The sequence below is a fragment of the Streptomyces malaysiensis subsp. samsunensis genome, from assembly GCF_024519315.1.
Classification (GTDB): Bacteria; Actinomycetota; Actinomycetes; order Streptomycetales; family Streptomycetaceae; genus Streptomyces; species Streptomyces malaysiensis.
The window spans coordinates 122,506-142,114 of the sequence record NZ_JANIIC010000009.1; the positions used below are offsets into that span (position 1 = coordinate 122,506).

Consider the following 19,609-nt stretch of genomic DNA (forward strand, 5'->3'; position numbering starts at 1 on the left):
TAAAGGCGGTATCCATATTCCGCGCCCAGAGCCGAGTGGCGCTGTGACCCGTCCCCGGCACGGAATCAGGGCCCACAGGACGTTCACTCGTCGACGGGCCGGAGCGAGGACCGCCCGGACGTGTCGTTTTCGGAGGTGAGATACGTGGCTGCTCGTTCAGCGATGGCCAGGATGGTGCTGTTGGGGTTGCCCGAGATGATGGAAGGAATGGTGGATGCGTCGACGATGCGGAGGCCGCTGATGCCGTGTACTCGTAGGTGGGGATCTACTACGGCGTGTGTGTCGGTGCCGATACGGCATGTACCGACGAAATGGTTGTAAGGATGCAGACTGCGGCGAATATTGTCCCGGGAGTCGGAGTCGCCGTGCGCGGGTGTGCCGGGAGCGGTTTCGCGGTCGCGCCAGTCGACCAGTGCACCGGCCTCGCCGAGTTCCAGGGCTTGTCGCATGCCGATGACCATGCGGTCGAGGTCGCGCTCATCGCCCAGGTAGTTCGGATTGATGAGTGGTGGGGTGCCAGGGTCGGCGTCGGCCAGACGCAGCGATCCCCGGCTGAAGGGTGTCATCAGCGACACGCGTACGGAGTACCCGCTTTCCGCCCCTGGTCGCCGACGCGGATACAGGGGGAGTCGAGAAAGACCATCTGTAGGTCCGGTTGATCGGATAGACCACTGCTGAAGCGGACGTTCGGTTTACGGACGAACGCTTTACGGACCGGACGCGAAGCCGTGTAGGCAACGGCGATTACCGGATGGTCATGCAGATTTTCACCCACACCGGGGAGGTCGGCCTTCACCGTGACGCCGACGTGACGCAGGTGGTCAGCCGGGCCTATTCCCGACACCATCAGCAACTGCGCCGACCCGATCGTGCCGGCGGCAAGGACGGCCTCATGTCGTGCGTAGGCCGAGCGTTCCGCGCCATTCTTGTCGTACACCACGCCGCGGCATCGCTGTCCGTCGATGATGAGCCTGCGGGCCATCGCGTTGGTGACCACCGTGAGATCGCGGCGGTGGAGGACGGGACGCAGGGAGCTCGCTTCTGCGAGCCGAATTATCACAGTCGAACCCAATTCGTGATATGCGCCTGGTCACAAATATAACTCAGATCATAAGAACGCGAGAGTTCGTGATGGGCTGTCAGCGAGTCGCCGATCTCGGTGGTTGCTCGATGTGCCATCACGTGGAAATTGACTGGGCGCGTCCCGCCGGGCATCGGCCGGGTGTCCAGTGGCTCGAGGGCCGCGTCTTCGCTTACGTGGCCGGTCGGCGGGTGGTCGTTGGGCCCGTTGCCTCGCATCCGTCCGCCGCGCTGGGCCTGGGAATCGCGGGCGCTTGCGCGGGACGCTCGTCGGATGCCGGATGGGGGTGTGCCTGACCGCCGTCGCGTCGGCTTGCGCGTCTGGGTTGGCCCAGGGCTACTCCGGCCAGGACCAGGAGCAGGCCGCACAGTTGCTGAACGGTCAGCGACTCTCCCGCGAACGCGATGCCGAGCAGTACGCCCGTAACGGGGTTGAGCAGTCCGATCAGTCCGACCGTTCCCGCGGGCAGGTGCCGTAGTCCGGTGAACCAGGCGGTGAAGGCCAGCGCGGTGGCGACCAGGGTGACGTAGCAGAACGCGAGGAGCGTCGGCGTGGGGAGTGCGGGCGGAGGGCTTTCCACGGCCGCGGCGACCGGGAGCAGGAACAGACCTCCGGCGGTGAGCTGCCAGGCGGTCGAGGCGAGCACATCGGCACCGGCGCTCCACCGTTTGGCCAGGATGTAGCCGAAGGACGACATCAGCATGGCGGCGGCCGAGGCGAGGATTCCCGGCACGCTCACCCCGTCCACCCCGGTGAACAGCATGAGACAGACCCCGCCGAGTCCGATCGCGGCTCCGGCCAGATGGGCGGGCCGGGGCCGCTCGGACACCAGGGGCCAGGCGATGAGCACCATCGTCAGCGGGGACACCGCCATGACGGTTGAGGCGACGCTTGTGGGAAGCAGTTGGGAGGCGGTGTAGACGAGGACGAAGAACACGCTCATGTTGAGCGGCCCCGTAGAGCGGGTGGTCGGCCGGCAGGAACTCATGTGTGACGAAGTAGGTGGTCCCCCAGGCCACCGGCGCGACCGCGGTCAGTGCCACCCAGCGCATATTGGCTTCCATGGAAGCCAATGTAGCTTCCTGGGAAGGTATTGTCGTGGGTATGGAGCACGATGAACCCCTGGACCGGGTGGCCCGCATCCAGGCCGACTGGCGCCGCGAGCGCCCCGACGTCGACATCACCCCGCAGGGAGTGATCGGCCGACTGCACCGCCTGGCCGACCGGCTCACCGAGGAACTCTGCCTGGTCTACCGCCGCTACGGCCTCAGCGAGGGCGAGTTCGACGTCCTGTGCGCACTGCGCCGCGCCGGTGAGCCCTACGAGCGGGCACCCGGCGAGCTCGCCGCGCACACCATGGTCACCACCGGCGCGATGACGAAGCGAATCGACCGCCTGGAGCGAGCCGGACTCGTCACCCGCCGCCGTTCCGACGACGACCAGCGCGGCCGGATCGTCGGCCTCACCAGGCCCGGACGCGAACTGATCGACCGCGCGTTCACCGACCACATGCGCAACGAACGCCACCTGCTGGATCTACTGGCACCTGCCGAGGCCGAGTCACTCGAAGCGCTGCTCACCACCTGGCTCTTCCGCATGGAACATCCGCCTGCTCCCGGCAGCCAGTGATCCGCCCCCTCCGGGCCGCCACCAGCGCGTCCGCCCGCGGTGGCCCGTCGCGTGATCAGCGGGTGCCGGACTGGAGGGGGTGCGCCAGCGCGGCTTCGAGGCCGCCGGCCGCGGCGCGCAGTCGGCGGGCGATGTCGTCGATCCGGGGAATCAGCCGTGATGTCGGTCCGGAGATGTTGAGGACCGCGACGAGGTCGCCGGCAGGGTCGCGGACAGGGATGCCGACCGAGGTCAGACCGATTTCCACTTCTTCGCTCGCCAGGCTGTAGCCGCGCTGTCGTTCGGCACGCAGCCTGGCCAGTAGTTCATCGAGGCTGCGGGGGCCGGTCAGACCGTGGGCGGGGGCGAGCAGGTCGTCGGCGGTGAGGGCATCGACGAGTCGGTCGTCGGAGTCGAACAGCAGGGCGCGGCCCGAGGCGGTGCAGTGCATCGGGGAACTGCGCCCCACCCAGCCACCGGCCCGCAGCGACTGCGCGGACTCCTCCCGCAGCACGGTCAGTGAGCGGTTGCCCTGTTGGACCGAGAGCAGCGCGACCTCGCCCGTGTGCGCGACGACCTTGCGCAGGACTGGCCGGGCGGCGCGCAGCAGTGCCGTGTCACCGGCGCCCGAGGCCAGTACGAGCAGCGGCCATCCGAGCCGGTAGCGGCGGGTTTCCTCGTCCTGTTCGACCAGGCCGCTGCGTTGGAGCGCGTGCAGCATACGGGAGACCTGGCTGCGTTCCCGGCCGACCGCGCGGGCCAGATCGCTGACCTTGTGGTCGCCGTCCGCGCCTTTGTCGGCGAAGGCGAGCAGGAGAGCCGCGACCCGTTCGGCTGATGAATCCATGTTCCGAAGTCTCACATGTTGTTGTCACCACAGCAACGCACATGATCTTGCCCGGCGAAATTTCTGAGCAGCAAGGCGGCAGATGTTGTTCTGCCGGCAACGAGTCTGGTCACTCGGTTGCTCGGGACGCACACTTTCCGGCACTGCGGACACCGCATCGCACCGCATCGCATCGCACCACGCCGCACCGCATCGCATCGACGCTGCTGAAGGAAAGAGTGAGTCACCGATGACCACCGACGTTCATACGACCACCGGGGATCGGCTCTACGGGCCGCAGACGGAACTGGGGGTGCGGAACTTCCCCCTTCGCGGCCGCGCCTTCGGCGACCTGGTCCCCTTCGTGCGCAACTACGCCCTGGTCAAACTGGCCGCCGCCCGCGTCAACCACACCCACGGCGTACTCGACGAGGTCCGCCGGGACGCGATCGTCGCCGCCTGCCAGGAAATCGTCGACGGCGTACACCCCGGCCAGTTCCCCACGCCGTTGGTCCACGGCGGTGGCGGCACCACCGCGAACATGAACGTCAACGAGGTCGTCGCGGCCCGGGCCGCGCAGATCGCGGGTGTCGCCGTCCATCCGAACGATCACGTCAACGCCTCGCAGTCGACCAACGACACCTATCCGACCGCGATGGCGCTGACCCTGCTGGAACTGGTCGACGCCCCGGTCGCCGCGCTCCGCGAGCTGGCGGCGGCGTTCGACCGCAAGGCCGAGGAGTTCGACGGCGTTGAGCACCTGGGCCGTACCTGTCTTCAGGACGCGGTCAGCCTCACCGCCGGTGACTCCCACCGGGGCCACGCCGCCGCCCTCCGGCGGGTGGCCGACGGGCTGCGCGAGGCCGCTCACGCGCTGCACGAGGTGCCGATCGGCGGCACCGCTGTGGGGACCGGCATCGGTGCCCCGGACGGCTTCGCGGAGCAAGCCGCCGTCGAACTGGCGGAGCTGACCGGGCGTCCCGTCGTCGCCGCGCCGAACCGGTTCGACGCCATGTCCCACATGGACCCGTACGCCGCGATCGCCGCGGCCGGTTCCCGGGCCGCGATCACCATGGCCAAGATCGCAGCCGACATCCGGCTGCTGTCCGCCGGCCCTCAGGGCGGGTTCGGGGACCTGACCATCCCGGCCGTGCAGGCCGGGTCGTCGATCATGCCGACCAAGGTCAACCCGGTGATCCCCGAATACGTCATGCAACTGGGCTACCGGGTGCGCGGCCAGGCGCTCACGGTCGACTGCGCCGTGGCCGACGGCGAGCTGGAACTGAACGTGATGGAGCCGGTCGTCATCGACGCCCTCACCACGATCTTCGACGACCTCACCGCCGCCGCCGAGACCTTCGCCCGCCGGTGCGTCGACGGGCTTGCCTGGGACGGCCCGCACCGCGAACGCAATCTCGCCGGTGCTCTCGACCACTGGGTGGAGCTCTCGGCGGCCGAAGGCTACGAGACCGCCACCACCCAGCTTCGGGGGACCGCCACCACCCAGCTACGCGGCGACGCCACCACCCGCTGAACACCGCGTCCCCGGCCGCCCGTCCCCGGCGCCGCCCTCGTCGCCGTTCCCGCCGCCTCCCCAGCCGCCGTCCCCCTGGGCCCGCCCCGCCCCGGCGCCTCGGCACCCGCTCTCTCCCCGCCCGGCAGGGCACGCCTCGCGCCACGCGATCGGTGTGCCCGCCCCAGCAACGCAGTAAGGGTGTGAACCCCACCATGAGAAAATCCACGCCACCAGACGTCCGAGCACCGCGGGACACCGCGTCCGCGACGGTCGAGCTGGAGGATGTGCCCTTCGGCCGCTTCCACCTGCACGTCGCCGTCGCCGGTTCGGGCGGACAGTTCAGCGACGGCTACATCCTGGGAATCATCGGGATCGCCCTGACCAGCGCCACGGATGACCTCGCACTCAACGCGGTGTGGCTGGGCCTGCTCGGGGCCGCCTCCCTGGCCGGTCTGTTCTTCGGCAGCCTGTTCTCCGGCGCGCTGATCGACCGCATCGGCAGGCACCCCATCTTCGCCTTCGACATGCCGCTGTTGGCGGCCCTGTCCCTGGCACAGTTCTGGACCGCCGCCGCCTGGCAACTGCTCCTGCTGCGACTGCTGTTGGGGCTCGTGCTGGGGGCCGACTACGCGGCCAGCAAGACACTCGTCAGCGAACTGGCGCCCCGCAAGAGCCGCGGCCGCATGATGAGCGTTCTCGCGATCGCGTGGGCCGCCGGTTACACCATCGCCTACCTGGTCGGCTACCTCATCGCCCAGACGGCCTCGGGTGACCGGCCGTGGACATGGATGCTGGCCAGCAGCGCCGTACCCGCTCTGCTCGTGGCGGCCGCCCGGCTCGGCGTGCCCGAATCCCCGCGGTGGCTGATCGCCAAGGGACGCGCCCAGGAGGCCGCCGCGATGATCGCGGCGAAGATCGGGCCGCATGTCACCCCGCCGACGGCACCGGCACCGGCACCATCCTCCGGCGCTCCGGCCGAGTCGGGCTCCCTGCGGGCCCTGTTCGCACCGGCGCTGCGGTCGCGCACGGTGATCGCCTGCGTGTTCTACCTGTGTCACATCATGCCGTACTTCGCGCTGAGCACGTTCAGCCCCCGCATCCTGGCATCACTCGGCGTGCACAACGCCTACTTCGGCGGTGCGGTCTACAACCTGCTGCTCCTGGTGGGCGCCGTCGTCGGCATGAGCGTCATCGACCGGCTCACCCGACGCCGGTTCCTGATCGGCAGCTTCGCCGTCGCCGCGGTGCTCCTGCTCCCGCTCGGGATTCTGCACGATCTGCCGATCACCCTCGTGATCGTGCTGTTCGCGGCACTGGCCTTCGCGCTGTCGGCGGCCGACACCCTGGCCTTCGTCTATCCGCAGGAGCTGTTCCCCACCCGGATGCGTGCGACCGGTGTCGGCGCGGCCGTCGCCGCCAGCCGGATCGGCGCCAGCATCAGCACCTTCCTGCTGCCCGTCGTGGTGGAGTCCTTCGGGATCCGCACGGCCATGACGGGCCTGGTCCTGGTACTCGCCGCCGGAGCACTCGCCTGCTACCGCTACGCCCCGGAGACCAGCGGCCTGAAACTGGGGAGCCAGTGATGCGCCGCAACGGCCACGCCACCGAGGACGCGGCTTTCCAGGACGCGGCCCGCACCGCCCTCGGCACCGTGTTCGCCCGCCCCCGGCACGGCGTTCGTCAACGCCGCGTTCGCCCACGGCCAGGACTTCGACGACACACAGCTGTCGACCACCGCCATGTCTCCAGCGTCGTCTGGGCGGCGCTGCCGGCGGCCGCTCCACCGGAGGCCGACGGTGCCCGGCTGGCGGAGGCGTGCGGCCGACGCCATCGAGCTGACGGTTCCCCCGCTGGTCGCGGAGGAGACCACCAACGCCTGGCCCGACAGCCTTCCGCAGGCCCGTATGGGACTGGCCTTCACCGTCGCCCTCGCCCTGGCCGTCGGGCGGGTGGACGACGCCGCCCTGCGGACCGGCCTCGGTGACCGGGCGGTGCGTTCGGTCTTCGACCGCATCGCCGTGCGCATCGAGCCGGACGAGCCCGAACCGGCCCGGTACGAGCCCTGGGCCCGTATCGAGTCCGCGCGGGTCGGCCGGGAACAGGGTCTCGTCGTCCCCACCGACGCCGACATCCGGCGCAAGTGGCAAGCGGCCGGCGACCGGCCTGCTCCCACGCCCCTGAAGTCGATGGCCACCCTGGGACAGGCCCTCGGCGAACTGCCTTGCTGAGGCGGTGAGTTCAGACCCGTCAAGCTATGGGTGGCCGTCCTGGCGGCGGATGAGCAGCAGCGCCACATCGTCGGTCCCGGCGGCGGCCGGTGCCTGGCGGAGCAGTCTGTCGGCTATGACGTCAGGTGGCGACGCCGCTGCCCATCGCAGGTGGTCGGCCAGCTCCGCGAGCGAGGCGTCGATGTCGGTCCCGGGGGTCTCGACCAGCCCGTCGGTGTAGAGCAGCAGAGCGCTGCCGGGCGGCAGCGGGGTTTCCGCCGAGGTGTAGAGGGCGCCGGGCTCGATGCCGAGGAGCGGTCCCGGGGGCACATCGAGAATGGTGACCTGCCCCTCGGCATCCAGCAGCAGGGGCGGCGGATGCCCCGCGGTGGCCAGCAGGGCGCGGTGCGCGGCGAAGTCGATATGGGCGTAGAGGCAACTGGTGAAGAGCCCGGCGTCCAGGTCCGTGAGCAGCCTGTTGGTGCGGGTGAGCACTTCGTCGGGGCGGGCCCCCGCGGTGGCGTGCACCGCGGTGCGGACCTGTCCCATGAGGGCGGCGGCGGTCACGTTGTGCCCCTGGACGTCGCCGATCGCCGCCGCGCAGCCGGAGTCGAGCCGGATGAGGTCGTAGAAGTCGCCGCCGATCTCCACGCCCCGGGTCGCCGACCGGTACCGCGAGGCGACCTCCAGGCCGGGGATGTCCGGCAGGGCCGTGGGGAGCAGCAAATCCTGTACCCGCCGGGCGAGTTGCTGCTGTGCGTCGTAGAGCTGGGCCCGGTCGAGCGCCTGGGCGAGCAGCCCCGACAGCGAAGTGAACAGGGTGCGGTAGCCGGAGCCGAACTGATGTGGTGCGCGGTAGCCGAAGGCGACGCAGCCGACCGGCCGGCCCAAGGCCGTCAGGGGCATCAGCGCGAAGGCGGACAGATGGCTCCGGACCGACCAGCCGGGGAAGGCGTGGTCCATCTCCTTCGGGCTGGTGAAGAACAGCGCCCGCTGTTCCGCCACGCAGCGGGCGGCAGGGGTGGCGGCGTCCAGCGGGTGGTCGTCGAGGATCCGGCTGGCTTCCTCGGTCAGCCCCCGGTGGCCGAGGACGCGCAGCCTGGTCCCGTCCACGCTGAGGAGGGCGATGCTCTCGGCATCGAAGGCGGACATCACGGGGCTGCACACGATGTTGACGATGTCCCGCACCTTGACGGCCTGGCTGAGGACGGTGGCCAGTTGCATCAGGTGGTACAGAGAGCCGACCCGGGTGGGGGCCTCGTCGCTCGCCGGGGTGAGCACCGCCTCCTGATCCGCGGTCTCGGCCGTGGGTGTCGGGGTGGCCGACAGCACCTTCTCGGCGGGGGCCACGGTCCGCCGGATACGGACGCTGATGCCGGAGGCACCGGGGTAGAGGCGGAAGGACAGCCAGACATCGGGGGGCCGCAGGGCGGTGAAGGAGGTCGGCAGCCGGGTGAACAGGGCCCGTCGGTAGCTGTCCTCGTAGATGAGATCGCTCAGCCAGGGCAGGACGTCCCAGGGCAGCGCCCCGATCAGCGCGCTTGCCGAGGTGCCGAGGAGCTCCGCGGTGGCGGCGGTCACGAAGGTGACCTCGCCGTCCAGATTCATCCCCAGGCCGCCTCCGGGGAGCCGCTCGGCGAAGTGGGCACCCTCGCGTGCCTCGTCCGCCTGGTAGCGCCTCGCCTCCTGCCGGGGGACGACGAGCGGCCGTCGGTAGGCCCGCACGGGGCGCCCCTCCTCGGCGCACCGGCTGAGCAGCTCGCTGAGGCGGTGGGCACCGGCGTCGACCGCCGCGAGCTCCGCCGGAATGGGATCGGGCGGGTGGGAACCGGGCCAGAGGAGGTTGAGTACGCCCCACAACGTGTCGCCGGTGAGCAGCGGCGTATCGACGACGGCGTACGGGTAGGGCGCCGCGACGGCCGACTCGGGCTAGAGCAGCGCCCGCTCGTTGGGGCCCATCCAGATCTGTCTGCGCTCGCGCGCGGACCGGGCGATGGCGAAGTTCGACTCCAGCCAGATCCGCGCCCACGGACCGGCGAATTTCGCGGGGAAACCGCTGAGCAGCGTGGCGAAAAGCGTGGGCTCGCCCGGTGGGAGCAGCAGGAGCAGCCCGCCATAGGCACCACTCTTCTCGACCACCCGGTCGAACGGTGGAATAAGGATCTCGGGCCCATGGATAGCCATATGCGGCACAAGGTACATTATGTAACCAGTCGCGGCCGAGTAGAGCGACGCGGGCACCCGGCTGGCCGTCTCCCCGGCGCCGCCCGGGGAAAGCCTGGTCAGCCGCGGGGCGTCGGGCGTCTGCCCGGTGGCTGGTCGGGTCTGGGCATCACCGGCGGTGGTTCGATGGGGCGGGTTTGCGGGGCGTCCGCGGACAGGGTGATGACCTCGCCGGCGTGGCTGATCCGGATGGGCTCGCCGGCCGTCAGCGCGTAGGTGACCCGCGAACCCGTGATGTCGACCCGCAGACGGCTCCGCCGGTACCGCAGCGAGAAGGCCAGCCGGCCGAGGCTTTCGGGCAGCCGGGGAGCGAAGTACAGGACCTCCCCGTAGTCACGCATCCCGCCGAAGCCCGCGACCAGCCCTATCCAGGTGCCCGCCAGGGAGGCGATGTGCAGGCCGTCGCGGGTGTTCTTCTCCAGGTCCGCCAGGTCCATCAGCGCCGCCTCGCCCAGGTAGTCGTAGGCGAGACGGAGATGACCCACTTCCGCGGCCATCACACACTGGACACAGGCCGAGAGGGAGGAGTCCCGGACGGTCAGCGGTTCGTAGTAGGCGAAGTCGCGCGCCTTCTCGTCGGCTTCGAAGGCATCGCCGCACAGGAACATCGCCAGCACCAGGTCCGCCTGTTTGACCACCTGTTTCCGGTACAGGTCGAAGTACGGGAAGTGCAGCATCAGGGGGTACAGCTCGGGTGGTGTGCCCTTGAAGTCCCATACGTCGAGGGCGGTGTAGCCCGCCGACTGCTCGTGGAGGCCCAGCTCACGCACGTACGGCACGAACATCGCCTTGGCCGCGTCCCGCCATCCGGCGGCCTCCGCCTCGTCGACACCGAGCGCCGCGGCCTGCTCCGCGTGGCGCTCGGCCGCGTCGGCGGCGGCCCGCAGATTCACCCGGGCCATGAGGTTGGTGTACGTGTTGTCGTTCGCCACCGCGCTGTACTCGTCGGGGCCGGTGACGCCATCGATGTGAAAGCGGCCCCCGGAGTCGTGATGGCCGAGGGAATGCCACAGCCGGGCCGTCTCCACCAGCAGTTCCACACCGGTCCGCCGCTCGAAGTCGGTGTCGCCGGTGGCGCGGACGTAGCGCACGACGGCGGTGGCGATATCCGCGTTGATGTGGAAGGCCGCGGTGCCGGCCGGCCAGTAGCCGGAGCACTCCGCGCCATCGATCGTGCGCCACGGGAAGGCCGCACCCCGCAGCCCCAGCTGCCGGGCGCGCTCGCGCGCCGCCGGAAGGGTGTTCTGCCGCCAGTGCAGGGCCTCGGCCACGCAGTTCGGCGAGGCGTAGGTGAGCAGTGGCAGTACGAACGCCTCGGTGTCCCAGAAGGCGTGTCCGTCGTAGCCGGAGCCGGTCAGGCCCTTGGCCGGGATCGCCCGCTGTTCGGCCCGGGCGCCGGCCTGGAGTACGTGGAAGAGGGCGAAGCGCACCGCCTGCTGGATTTCCGCGTCGCCCTCGACCTCGATATCGGCATGGCTCCAGAAGCCGTCGAGAAACTCCCGCTGCTGGTCGACCAGGCCCTGCCAGCCGGTGTTGCGCGCACCGCTGAGCGCGGCCTCGACCTGGTCCCGCACGGCCGGCAACGAGCGGTACTCGGACCAGCCGTACGCGACGAACTTCTCGATGCGCAGCTTCTCACCGGGTTCGAGAACGGCGGTGACGGTCAGACGGCCCACGTCATCCGTGCTCTCGCCGGAGATCTGGCTGGATCCTGGGCCCCGCACCACATGGTCGGCGGCGGCAGCGACCCGCTGATTGCTCACCGCCGTGCGGTGCACCAGACGCAACCGCAGGTCGAAGGCGGTGTTCTCCTCGGGCAGAAGACACGACTCCAGGGCGGCGCCGACCCGGGGATCGCCGGTGAGCTCGGGCAGTTGCTCATTGGCGACGAGCTCCGACTGGAGGACCACGTCCGTCCGGTCGTCCAGCGGCTCCACCTCGTAGGCCACCGCGGCGATGGCGCGCTGGGTGAAGGAGACCAGCCTGGTGGAGTGCACCCGTACGGTCTTGCCGACCGGCGAGGTCCACTCGCACACGCGGTGGAGCAGCCCGGTGCGCAGGTCGAGCACCCGCTCATGGGACCGCAACCGCCCGTAGCGCAGGTCGAACGGTTCGTCGTCGACCAACAGCCGGATGACCTTGCCGTTGGTCACGTTGATCACCGTCTGCCCGGACTCGGGAAAGCCGTAACCGCCCTCCGCGTACGGCAGCGGATGCTGCTCGTGCACACCGTTGAGGTAGCTGCCGGGCAAGGCGTGCGGTTCGCCCTCGTCGAGGTTGCCGCGCCAGCCGACATGGCCGTTGGACACGGCGAACACGGATTCGCTCTGGGCCAGTACGTCCAGGTTGAGCTCGGTCTCGCGAAGACACCAGGGCTCGACGGCGTAGGCATGGTGGGTGATCACTTCCGACCCTCCAGCAGCTCGTAGAGTCCGATGCCACGATGCTCACTGCGTCCGGGAAGTCCAACTTCGCCGTATTCACGAGTTTACCGGTGACATCATCCGCGCGCCGCCGCGGGCTGTCCCATGGCGTCGAGTTCGTCCTTGCCCGGGTCGAGGCAGCGGGCGAGGCATCGGGTGCGGGACAGCCCGAGGATTCCGTACAGCAGCACACCCAGCCCCAGCAGCGCCGGTAGCAGCCAGAATCCGGTGCGTGGATGCTCTCCGTAGAGCGTCACACCGAGACAGAAACTCACCGTGGCATCGCCGAGCGTCAAAGCGGGTTGCGAGCCGATCAGCGGGCCCCCTTGCATGGCCACCCCGAGCAGGAACAGGGAAAACGAGCCCACCGCCGCGAAGCTGTACGTCTGCCACGCGGTGAAGAAGGCGACGGTGCCCCGGGTGGAGAGCACCTCCATGGCCGACTTGACCAGCGCCGCGGTGACGGCGTTTCCGATGGCTGCCGCCGCCGCGAGGCTGGCCGCCCGCATCAGACCGGCCGGGCGCCGCAGACCGGTGAGAACGAGGGCGGCGCCGATCCCTCCGGTGACCGCGAGCGCGGGCAGCCACCACCAGATGCCGGGCACCTGCTCGCGCCCTCCGCTGGGAGCCAGCGAGAAGAGGACCAGGGCCAGACCGCCGACGATGCAGGCCACGCGGATCCATGACGCCCGTGTCACACCGACCCGGAAGACCATCCCCCCGATCACCAGGGCGAGCGGGAGTTCGAGGATGAAGATGGGCTGGACAGCGGCCAGCGATCCGGTGGCCAGAGCCAGCGCCTGGAAAAGGGCCGCGAAGATCACCCCGAGCATCCCGCCGAACCATACCGGGGTATGCGTCAGGTCGCGGATCAGCCCGATGCGCAATGACCGTGACGCGGGGACGGTGAGCGCCGCGCGCCGCTGCAAGACGGTCCCGAGTGCGTTGCTGCCGGCCGCGAGCAGGGCGAACAGGATGGACAGCATGATCGTCACCATGGGCACCACTCCCGGGCTCGCGTCTGTTCATCGCGGTGCGCTCCGTCGGCCCCCCGGCCAGGCTACACAGATCGCGCCGGACGATGGCCTCCGCCGATCCCCGCGGTCCCGCCCCCGCCGGTGGCGCCACCGCGTCTTGGGGGAGAGCTGTTCCGGGACGGTGGGGTTCGTTTACGCTGTCGCTCGCTCGAACGGTGAGAGACGGGGTGACGGGGAGCGATGTCCCGACCGGAGCATGGTCGACCGGCGGTTCCATCCAGGGGTGCGGGGCAGGGACCGGGGTGGCCGACAGCTCCGCCGCCACACCGCCCGCTGGGGGCGGCTGATCCCGCCGAGGCCGGTCCGTACCGGCTGGAGGCGGTGCTGGGCGCGGGCGGGATGGGCCGTGTCTATCTGGGGCGTACGCCTGCCGGTAGCGCGGTGGCGGTCAAGGTCGTCCACCGCGAATACGCGGGCGACGCGTCCTTCCGTAAGCGCTTCGAACAGGAAGTGGCGGCGGCCCGGCGGGTCCAGGGCCTCTACACCGTGCCGGTCGTGGACGCGGATCTCCAGGCCGAAGAGCCCTGGCTGGCCACGGCGTACGTACCCGGGCCGTCCCTTCAGCACGCGGTCGCCGAAAGCGGGCCGCTGCCCGCCGAGGCGGCGCTGGGGCTGATCGCCAGGGTTGCCGAAGCCTTGCAGTCCATCCACGCCGCCGACGTGATCCACCGGGACCTGAAACCCTCCAACATCATCCTCACCGCGGATGGGCCCAAGGTCATCGACTTCGGTATCGCCCGGGCCGCGGACGTCACCGCGGTGACCGCCACCGGGATGCGCACCGGGACGCCCGCCTATATGGCGCCCGAGTACATCAGGGGGCAGAACGTCACCGAGGCCGGCGATGTGTTCGCGCTCGGAGTCGTCGCCCACTTCGCCGCCACCGGACGGCTCGCCTTCGGCGGCGGCACCGACCACGGTGTGGTCTACCGCATCCTGGAGCAGGCTCCCGACCTCGACGGCTGCCCCGAGCCGCTCCGGACCATCGCCGCCGGCTGCCTGGAGAAGGAGCCGGAGCGGCGGCCGACCCCCGCCGAGGTCATCGCACAGTGCCGACGGGGCTCCGCTACGGGAATCGCCGAGGCGCACACACCAACTGTCGTGTCGCCGTCGGCGCCCGAGCCCGCCACGCGGTCGGCGCCCGAGCCCGTCATACGGCCAGGGGCCGAGCCCGCCACACGGCGGGCGTCCGAGCCCGCCGCGCTGCCAGGGGCGGAACCCGGCGCACGGCGAGGGGCCGGGCCCGTCACCCCCGGCCCGCCCAACGCCCCCGGGGCGCCCGACGCCGACACCCTCACCTCCGCGCCGCCCCGAGGAGCCAGGTCCGCCACCCCCGCACCGCCGACGCCCGCTCCCGCCGCGCACCCCCCGGCGCGGGGCGCCGCCCCCGGCGGTCCCGCGACGCCACCGGACACGGACACCCCGCCGGACCCACCCACCCCGGACCCCGTCGCCACATCCGCCCCGGGGCTGCCCGTACTGCTCGGCGGGGCCGGGATCCTCGTCCTCGCCGTCATCCTGATCGCCGTCTACCTCCCCGGCTCTTCCCCCGACCGAGGCCCCAGCCTCCCCTACCGTTCGTTCGGGCCCATGGCCTCCCTCGGCCCCACCGGCCAGTCCAAGACGGCGGAAGGCTTGGCGTTCAGCCCGGACGGCAAGACGCTCGCCACCGGCAACGACGAGGGCAAGGTGCGGCTGTGGAACGTCGCCGACCGCAAGCCACGAGCCACGTTCACGCAACGCGACAGCGTCGGCAACGAGGGGTTCGCGAACCGCGGTGTGACGTTCAGCCCCGACGGCAAGCTCCTCGCCGCCACCAATACGACCGGGTGGCTGACCATGTGGGACGTGGCCGAACACCGGCAGGTTCGCTTCCTCGGCGGAGTCGAAAGCGGCGAAAGGGTGGCCTTCAGCCCTGATGGCAAGCTGTTCGCCACCGGCAGTGGGCCCGGCTCGGTGTTCCTGTGGGACACCAACAGCCGCGAGGACGAGATACTCGCCTACTACGACCAGGAGGCCAAGGTTACGGGCGTGGCGTTCAGCCCGGACGGCAAGACGCTGGCCTCCGCGGGCGACGACTCCGACAGCAACCTCACCCCGAAACACTCGGTGCGGCTGTGGGACGTGGCACACCGCGATCCGGAACCTTACGGCCAGGACGATCCACGGGTCACCATCTCCCCCGCGCAAGGAGTCCTGAGCCTGGCGTTCAGTCCGGACGGCAGGACGCTCGCCACCGGCAGCTACGACGGCAAGGTGCGGCTGTGGGACGCGGCCACCGGCCGTCAACGAGCCACCCTCGGCGACTCCCTTGTCGCATCGGAGGTCAATCACCTGGCGTTCAGCCCGGACGGCAAGACGCTCGCCACCCCCTCCGCATACGGCCTGTTGCTGTGGAACGTGGCCACCCGTAAACCGCGCGCCATCCTGTCGACCAGCGCGGAGGGGGCGGCCAACGTGATCCAGGACGTGTCCTTCAGCCAGGACGGCCGGCTCATCGCGGGCAACGACAGCAAGCACCGCAGGGTGTACCTGTGGAAGAACCCGTACCGGGCACGCTGAGCGCTCCGCTGGAGGTGCCCTGATTCCGCTGATCCGCTTGGAGGGCGAGAGGGCGAGAGGACGAGGATGGGCGTATGACCGCCATCTCGCGCGCCCATTCGTTCAACGCGGCCGCCGCCCAGTACGCCGCGAACCGCCCTTCCTACCCGCCCGCACTCCTGGACACCGTCGAGGAACTCGCCGGACGCCCCCTCGCGGGTGCCCGTGTCGCCGATGTCGGCGCGGGGACCGGCATCGCCACCGCCTTGCTGCGCGAGCGCGGCGCCGATGTGATCGCCGTCGAACCGGGCGCGGGCATGGCGGCCCAGTTCCGCCACGCGCTTCCGGACGTGCCGATCGTCCGGGGCGACGGCAACGCCCTGCCGCTCGCCGACGCCTCCCGCGACCTGATCACATACGCGCAGTCCTGGCACTGGACCGACACCGAGCGGTCCGTTCCCGAGGCGCTGCGGGTGCTGCGCAAAGGTGGCGCGCTGGCGGTCTGGTGGGACACCACGGCCTTCGATGTGCCGTGGATCGCCGCCCAGGCCGAACGCATCGCGATCCACTGCGGTGTGGAGCCGGGCCCTCGGGCGCGGCCCGACGACGGCCAGGCCGCCCGGCTCGCGGGCCTCACGGGTTTCCCCGGTCTGCGCCACACACGCCGCCATGTGCGCTGGAGCCGCGTCGTCTCCCTCGATACGCACCTCGCCAACATCACCAGCCACTCGGCGTTTCTCGTTCTCGGCGAGGCCCGCACCCGGGCGTTTCTCGCCGAGGAGCGCGGTCGGCTGAGCGAGATGTTCCCGGACGGGACTGTGGGGGAGACCTACGTGGTCGATCTGCTGGTGGCGACCCGCGCCTGAGGCTGCCGAGGGCCCGCCCATCCATGGGTCCCGGTCATGCGCGGGTTCCGCGGGTGCGCAGGGCCGCTGATGCGCAGGCCCTGGCCATGCGCGGGTCCCGCTCACTCATGGGGGACGACGGCGACCGGACAGTCCGCGTGGTGCACCGCGGCCTGCACCACGGGGCCCAGGCGGGGCCCCAGCGCGGGCGGGCGCTTCCGCCGGCCGACCATCAGCAGATCGCTGTCGGCCGCGGCCTCCACGACGGCCTGGGCCGGACTCTCCAGCCGGACCTCGTCGACGACCTTCACCCGGGGGAACTTCTCCCGCCAGGGCCGCAGCACCTCGTCCATTTCCCGGCGCGCCTGCTCCGCGGTCTCCCGGGCCACGTCGGAATCCGTATCCGTGCCGGAGCCGCGCGCCCGCTCCGGCCTTCTGCCGTGGACGGCGTGCAGGGGCACATCGCGGGTGAACGCGGTGACGTAGGCGAACTCCAGGAGGTTGTCCTGGGGGCCGTGCAGGCTCAGGCCCACGACCACATGCCGTCGGTGTCCGTCCGCTTTCTGCCCCGCGCGCATCAGTACCACCGGCCGCTCCGCGCGGGCGATGGTGTACAAGCCGATGTCACCCAGGAAGAAGCTGGCCACCCGGTCCAGCCCCCGCGATCCGAGCACCAGCATGCGGGACCGCGCGGCCGCGTCGAGCAGCGCCTTCTCGGCCTCGTCCGCGACCAGGTCCTCGATGATGGTGAGCTCGGGATGGTCGCGGGCCAGCTCGGTGTGCGCGTCGTGCACGATCCGCTTCGCCCAGTAGTTCTGTTCGTCCGCCGCCGGGCTGTCGGGTGTGGCCGGGCACAGCAGGATCCACGCATGTGTCAGGCGCAGCGCCAGTTGGCGCCGCTCCGCCTCGTCGGCGGCCCAGTGAGCGGCGGCCAGGCTCTCGGCGGAGCCGTCGAGTCCCACGGTGACCACTTGTTCCATGGCGTGCCTCCTGCCGGATGCGGGGATGCGCGGATACCTGGATACGCGGATACCTGAATGCTGGAATACCGGGATACCGGGATACCGGGATGTGTGGTTGCCAGAGCGCCTGGGCCGGGTCTACGCGGCCGTGGCCGCGCCCCCGGTGTCATCGGTGCCGTAGGCGATGTGTTCGGTCACCGAGACCACCCCGTCCACGCTCCGGCACAGCCGCACGATGACCGGGATCAGGCTTCTGGCCTCGACCGATCCGTTCAGAGTGACCTCGCCCTCCCGTACGTCGACCGTCATGGCCGAGGGAGCCAGCCGCAGGGTCCGGCGCAGCAGGTCCCTCTCGATCTCGTCGCGGATCGCGTCGTCGTGGCGCAGGAAGACCCGTAGCAGGTCGCCACGGGTGATGATGCCGAGCAGCTTGTCGGTCTCGTCCACGACGGGGAGCCGCCTGATGTTCCGGTCCGACATCACGCGGGCCGCCTCGACGACCGTCCACTCCGGACGCGCGCACACGGCGGGTGCCGACATCAGCGCGTCGGCCCTCGCCCCCTCCGCCTTCGCGCGCTCCCATGCCTCCAGGCGCGGGACCGGCAGCAGACCGGACGGGTCGGTCTGCCCGGCCGACTTGCGCAGCAGATCGGCCTCGGACACCAGGCCGATCGGGCGTCCCGAGCCGTCCACCACCGGCACGGCGGTGACATCGTTCTCCGTGAGCAGCCCTACGAGTTCCTTGAACGGCATCTCACGCGGCGCCTGGACCACCGGGCGCGTCATGAGCTCTCCGACCGTTCTGTGGTGCATGTTCCGGCTCCTCTCGCAGACCCGCGGCGGGTCGGCCGGTGTTCGCCTATCGAGCTTGCCAGCTCATGCCCGCCGCCGGATGAGCCTCATGGCACCTTCTCCCGGCCACCCGGCCCACCACGGGGCCATCCGGCCCCTCGTCCGGGGGCTTTCCGCCCCCAGGACACCTTCCGCCCGCGGTGCCACATTGGAGATGTCAGGCAGAGAGGCGGGATCTCGATGCGTGCCCACGTCGGCGACCAGTTGATTGTCGAAAGCCCCACCACCGGTGCCACCAAACGCGACGGTGAGATCGTCGGGCTCCACCATGACGACGGGACACCTCCCTATGACGTGCGGTGGTCGGACACCGAGCAGGTCACCCTTGTGTTCCCCGGCCCGGACGCACACATTCACCCCATCGCACACGGGCCCGAAGAGCCGCGGGAGGCGGCCGGGCAGCGTGTGTCCGCGGCGGCGCGGCGCGGTGCCCGTTCGCTCTCCGAAGCGGTGATCATGGCTCTGGTGCAGGACGCCACGGCCGCCCCTTCGATGCACAACGCCCAGCCCTGGCGGTTCCAGTACCACCGGCGCAGGCGTGTCTTCCACCTCAGGGCCGATCTGCGGGGTGCCCTGCCGCACTCCGACCCCGAACTCCGCGCCCTGCACATCGGCTGTGGCGCGGCCCTGATGAACCTGCGGGTCGCGGTGGCCCATGAAGGCTGGGAGGCGGACACCCGGGTGCTGCCCGACCCCCGTGACCCGATGCTGCTCGCGTCGGTGACACTGACCCGCCCGCTCGGCGACGAGGCCGATCCGGCGGCGCTGTACCCCGCGGTGCGCACCCGGCACACCAGCCGGTACCCGTTCGCCGAGACGGAGATCCCCGGCGCCGTGCGGGCCGCCCTCGTCGACGCCGCACACCGGGAGCACGTCGCGCTGGCCTTCGCCTCCGGCTGGCATCTCCAGTCCGTACTGGAGCTGGCGCAGGAGGCCGAGGCCCGCAACCTCACCGACGCCGGTGCCGCCGCCGACCTGGCCCGCTTCACCCGCAGCGCGGACGAGACACGCCCGGCCACCGAAGGGGTCCCGGAGTCCGCCTTCGGGCCCCGCCGCCGGATCGGCAAGGCGCCCGTGCGCGACTTCGCGGGCGGCAAGCCGGTGCCCGGCCGCGCGGCCGCCGATTTCGAGTCCGTCCCCAACCTGGCGTTGCTGAGCACCTCACAGGACCGTCCCGTGGACTGGCTGCGCACCGGCCAGGCGGTGGAGCGGGTACTGCTGCGCGCCACCCTGGACGGACTGGCGGCCTCGTTCGTCACCCAGGCCCTGGAGTGGCGGGACCTGCGGTGGCCGCTGCGCGATCCGATGTCGGGCATGGCCTATGTGCAGATGGTGCTGCGGCTCGGCTACGGCCCTCCTGGCACCCGGACCCCCAGGCGGCCGGTCGACGACGTGCTGGACCTCGAGCCGTAGAGCCGGAGGGGCGCCGGAAACCGGGTGTCCGAGTCGGCATAGAGCCACGGAATCCGTTGTCGATGCCATTGCCCA

Annotated in this window: 16 protein-coding genes and 1 pseudogene; 7 read left to right on the plus strand and 10 right to left on the minus strand. The window is 70.7% G+C overall.

Annotation, left to right across the window (positions count from 1 at the left end; translation table 11 throughout):
• Window positions 1-83 precede the first annotated feature (83 nt).
• The 3 genes and pseudogenes from NQU54_RS10625 to NQU54_RS10635 all read right to left on the minus strand — a co-directional run bounded on the left by NQU54_RS10625 (window position 84) and on the right by NQU54_RS10635 (window position 2,133).
• Window positions 84-566 (minus strand): GMC oxidoreductase, encoded by a 483-nt coding sequence (locus tag NQU54_RS10625; RefSeq protein WP_257630899.1) that lies wholly within the window; start codon window positions 564-566, stop codon window positions 84-86.
• Window positions 566-1,060 (minus strand): GMC family oxidoreductase N-terminal domain-containing protein, encoded by a 495-nt coding sequence (locus tag NQU54_RS10630; RefSeq protein ID WP_257630841.1) that lies wholly within the window; start codon window positions 1,058-1,060, stop codon window positions 566-568. The genes NQU54_RS10625 and NQU54_RS10630 overlap by 1 nt, the downstream gene beginning before the upstream one ends.
• Window positions 1,061-1,253: 193 nt before the next feature.
• Window positions 1,254-2,133, minus strand: a pseudogene (locus NQU54_RS10635) (DMT family transporter).
• Window positions 2,134-2,185: 52 nt separating this feature from the next.
• Between NQU54_RS10635 and NQU54_RS10640 the strand changes: the two are divergent.
• Window positions 2,186-2,710 (plus strand): MarR family winged helix-turn-helix transcriptional regulator, encoded by a 525-nt coding sequence (locus NQU54_RS10640; protein WP_257630842.1) that lies wholly within the window; start codon window positions 2,186-2,188, stop codon window positions 2,708-2,710.
• Between the two features lie 55 nt (window positions 2,711-2,765).
• Here the strand turns inward: NQU54_RS10640 and NQU54_RS10645 are convergent, their stop codons facing one another.
• Window positions 2,766-3,536, minus strand: a complete 771-nt coding sequence (locus NQU54_RS10645) for an IclR family transcriptional regulator (RefSeq protein WP_257630843.1) — start codon at window positions 3,534-3,536, stop codon at window positions 2,766-2,768.
• Window positions 3,537-3,765: 229 nt separating this feature from the next.
• Here NQU54_RS10645 and NQU54_RS10650 point away from each other — a divergent pair, with 229 nt between their 5' ends.
• The 3 genes from NQU54_RS10650 (at window position 3,766) to NQU54_RS10660 (ending at window position 7,259) form a co-directional block, all read left to right on the plus strand.
• Window positions 3,766-5,049 (plus strand): lyase family protein, encoded by a 1,284-nt coding sequence (locus NQU54_RS10650; protein ID WP_257630844.1) that lies wholly within the window; start codon window positions 3,766-3,768, stop codon window positions 5,047-5,049.
• Between the two features lie 194 nt (window positions 5,050-5,243).
• Complete coding sequence (locus tag NQU54_RS10655; RefSeq protein WP_257630845.1) at window positions 5,244-6,614, plus strand: MFS transporter; 1,371 nt, start codon at window positions 5,244-5,246, stop codon at window positions 6,612-6,614.
• Window positions 6,615-6,827: 213 nt separating this feature from the next.
• A complete protein-coding gene (locus NQU54_RS10660) occupies window positions 6,828-7,259 on the plus strand; it encodes a hypothetical protein (protein WP_257630846.1) in 432 nt (143 codons plus the stop codon).
• Between the two features lie 24 nt (window positions 7,260-7,283).
• Here the strand turns inward: NQU54_RS10660 and NQU54_RS10665 are convergent, their stop codons facing one another.
• From NQU54_RS10665 to NQU54_RS10680, 4 genes are all read right to left on the minus strand, one after another.
• Window positions 7,284-8,963 (minus strand): SpoIIE family protein phosphatase, encoded by a 1,680-nt coding sequence (locus NQU54_RS10665; RefSeq protein ID WP_257630847.1) that lies wholly within the window; start codon window positions 8,961-8,963, stop codon window positions 7,284-7,286.
• Window positions 8,964-9,167: 204 nt separating this feature from the next.
• Complete coding sequence (locus NQU54_RS10670; RefSeq protein WP_257630848.1) at window positions 9,168-9,431, minus strand: hypothetical protein; 264 nt, start codon at window positions 9,429-9,431, stop codon at window positions 9,168-9,170.
• 89 nt (window positions 9,432-9,520) lie between these two features.
• Window positions 9,521-11,866: a glycoside hydrolase family 65 protein gene (locus NQU54_RS10675; RefSeq protein WP_257630849.1), complete on the minus strand. Its 2,346-nt coding sequence runs from the start codon at window positions 11,864-11,866 to the stop codon at window positions 9,521-9,523.
• A gap of 95 nt (window positions 11,867-11,961) precedes the next feature.
• Window positions 11,962-12,882 carry a DMT family transporter gene (locus NQU54_RS10680; protein ID WP_257630850.1) on the minus strand — a complete coding sequence of 307 codons (921 nt, stop codon included), beginning with the start codon at window positions 12,880-12,882 and terminating at the stop codon, window positions 11,962-11,964.
• Window positions 12,883-13,101: 219 nt separating this feature from the next.
• On the opposite strand from NQU54_RS10680, the gene NQU54_RS10685 reads away from it, so the two are divergent.
• Both NQU54_RS10685 and NQU54_RS10690 read left to right on the plus strand, forming a co-directional pair.
• Window positions 13,102-15,483 (plus strand): WD40 repeat domain-containing serine/threonine protein kinase, encoded by a 2,382-nt coding sequence (locus NQU54_RS10685; RefSeq protein ID WP_257630851.1) that lies wholly within the window; start codon window positions 13,102-13,104, stop codon window positions 15,481-15,483.
• Window positions 15,484-15,557: 74 nt separating this feature from the next.
• The gene (locus NQU54_RS10690) at window positions 15,558-16,328 is read left to right on the plus strand and encodes a class I SAM-dependent methyltransferase (RefSeq protein ID WP_257630852.1); all 771 of its coding nucleotides are present in this window, start codon (window positions 15,558-15,560) and stop codon (window positions 16,326-16,328) included.
• A 101-nt stretch (window positions 16,329-16,429) separates the two neighbouring features.
• Here the strand turns inward: NQU54_RS10690 and NQU54_RS10695 are convergent, their stop codons facing one another.
• Window positions 16,430-17,287 (minus strand): universal stress protein, encoded by an 858-nt coding sequence (locus NQU54_RS10695; protein ID WP_257630853.1) that lies wholly within the window; start codon window positions 17,285-17,287, stop codon window positions 16,430-16,432.
• Between the two features lie 120 nt (window positions 17,288-17,407).
• Window positions 17,408-18,082, minus strand: a complete 675-nt coding sequence (locus NQU54_RS10700) for a CBS domain-containing protein (protein WP_257630854.1) — start codon at window positions 18,080-18,082, stop codon at window positions 17,408-17,410.
• A 219-nt stretch (window positions 18,083-18,301) separates the two neighbouring features.
• On the opposite strand from NQU54_RS10700, the gene NQU54_RS10710 reads away from it, so the two are divergent.
• Complete coding sequence (locus NQU54_RS10710) at window positions 18,302-19,534, plus strand: Acg family FMN-binding oxidoreductase (protein ID WP_306278571.1); 1,233 nt, start codon at window positions 18,302-18,304, stop codon at window positions 19,532-19,534.
• Window positions 19,535-19,609: the final 75 nt, after the last annotated feature.

Excerpts from the sequence above, each read along its gene's own strand:
- NQU54_RS10625 (WP_257630899.1), bottom strand. The coding sequence starts at position 566 with ATGACACCCTTCAGCCGGGGATCGCTGCGTCTGGCCGACGCCGACCCT.
- NQU54_RS10640 (WP_257630842.1), top strand. The coding sequence starts at position 2,186 with ATGGAGCACGATGAACCCCTGGACCGGGTGGCCCGCATCCAGGCCGAC.
- NQU54_RS10645 (WP_257630843.1), bottom strand. The coding sequence starts at position 3,536 with ATGGATTCATCAGCCGAACGGGTCGCGGCTCTCCTGCTCGCCTTCGCC.
- NQU54_RS10650 (WP_257630844.1), top strand. The coding sequence starts at position 3,766 with ATGACCACCGACGTTCATACGACCACCGGGGATCGGCTCTACGGGCCG.
- NQU54_RS10655 (WP_257630845.1), top strand. The coding sequence starts at position 5,244 with ATGAGAAAATCCACGCCACCAGACGTCCGAGCACCGCGGGACACCGCG.
- NQU54_RS10680 (WP_257630850.1), bottom strand. The coding sequence starts at position 12,882 with ATGGTGACGATCATGCTGTCCATCCTGTTCGCCCTGCTCGCGGCCGGC.
- NQU54_RS10685 (WP_257630851.1), top strand. The coding sequence starts at position 13,102 with ATGTCCCGACCGGAGCATGGTCGACCGGCGGTTCCATCCAGGGGTGCG.
- NQU54_RS10690 (WP_257630852.1), top strand. The coding sequence starts at position 15,558 with ATGACCGCCATCTCGCGCGCCCATTCGTTCAACGCGGCCGCCGCCCAG.
- NQU54_RS10695 (WP_257630853.1), bottom strand. The coding sequence starts at position 17,287 with ATGGAACAAGTGGTCACCGTGGGACTCGACGGCTCCGCCGAGAGCCTG.
- NQU54_RS10700 (WP_257630854.1), bottom strand. The coding sequence starts at position 18,082 with ATGCACCACAGAACGGTCGGAGAGCTCATGACGCGCCCGGTGGTCCAG.
- NQU54_RS10710 (WP_306278571.1), top strand. The coding sequence starts at position 18,302 with ATGCGTGCCCACGTCGGCGACCAGTTGATTGTCGAAAGCCCCACCACC.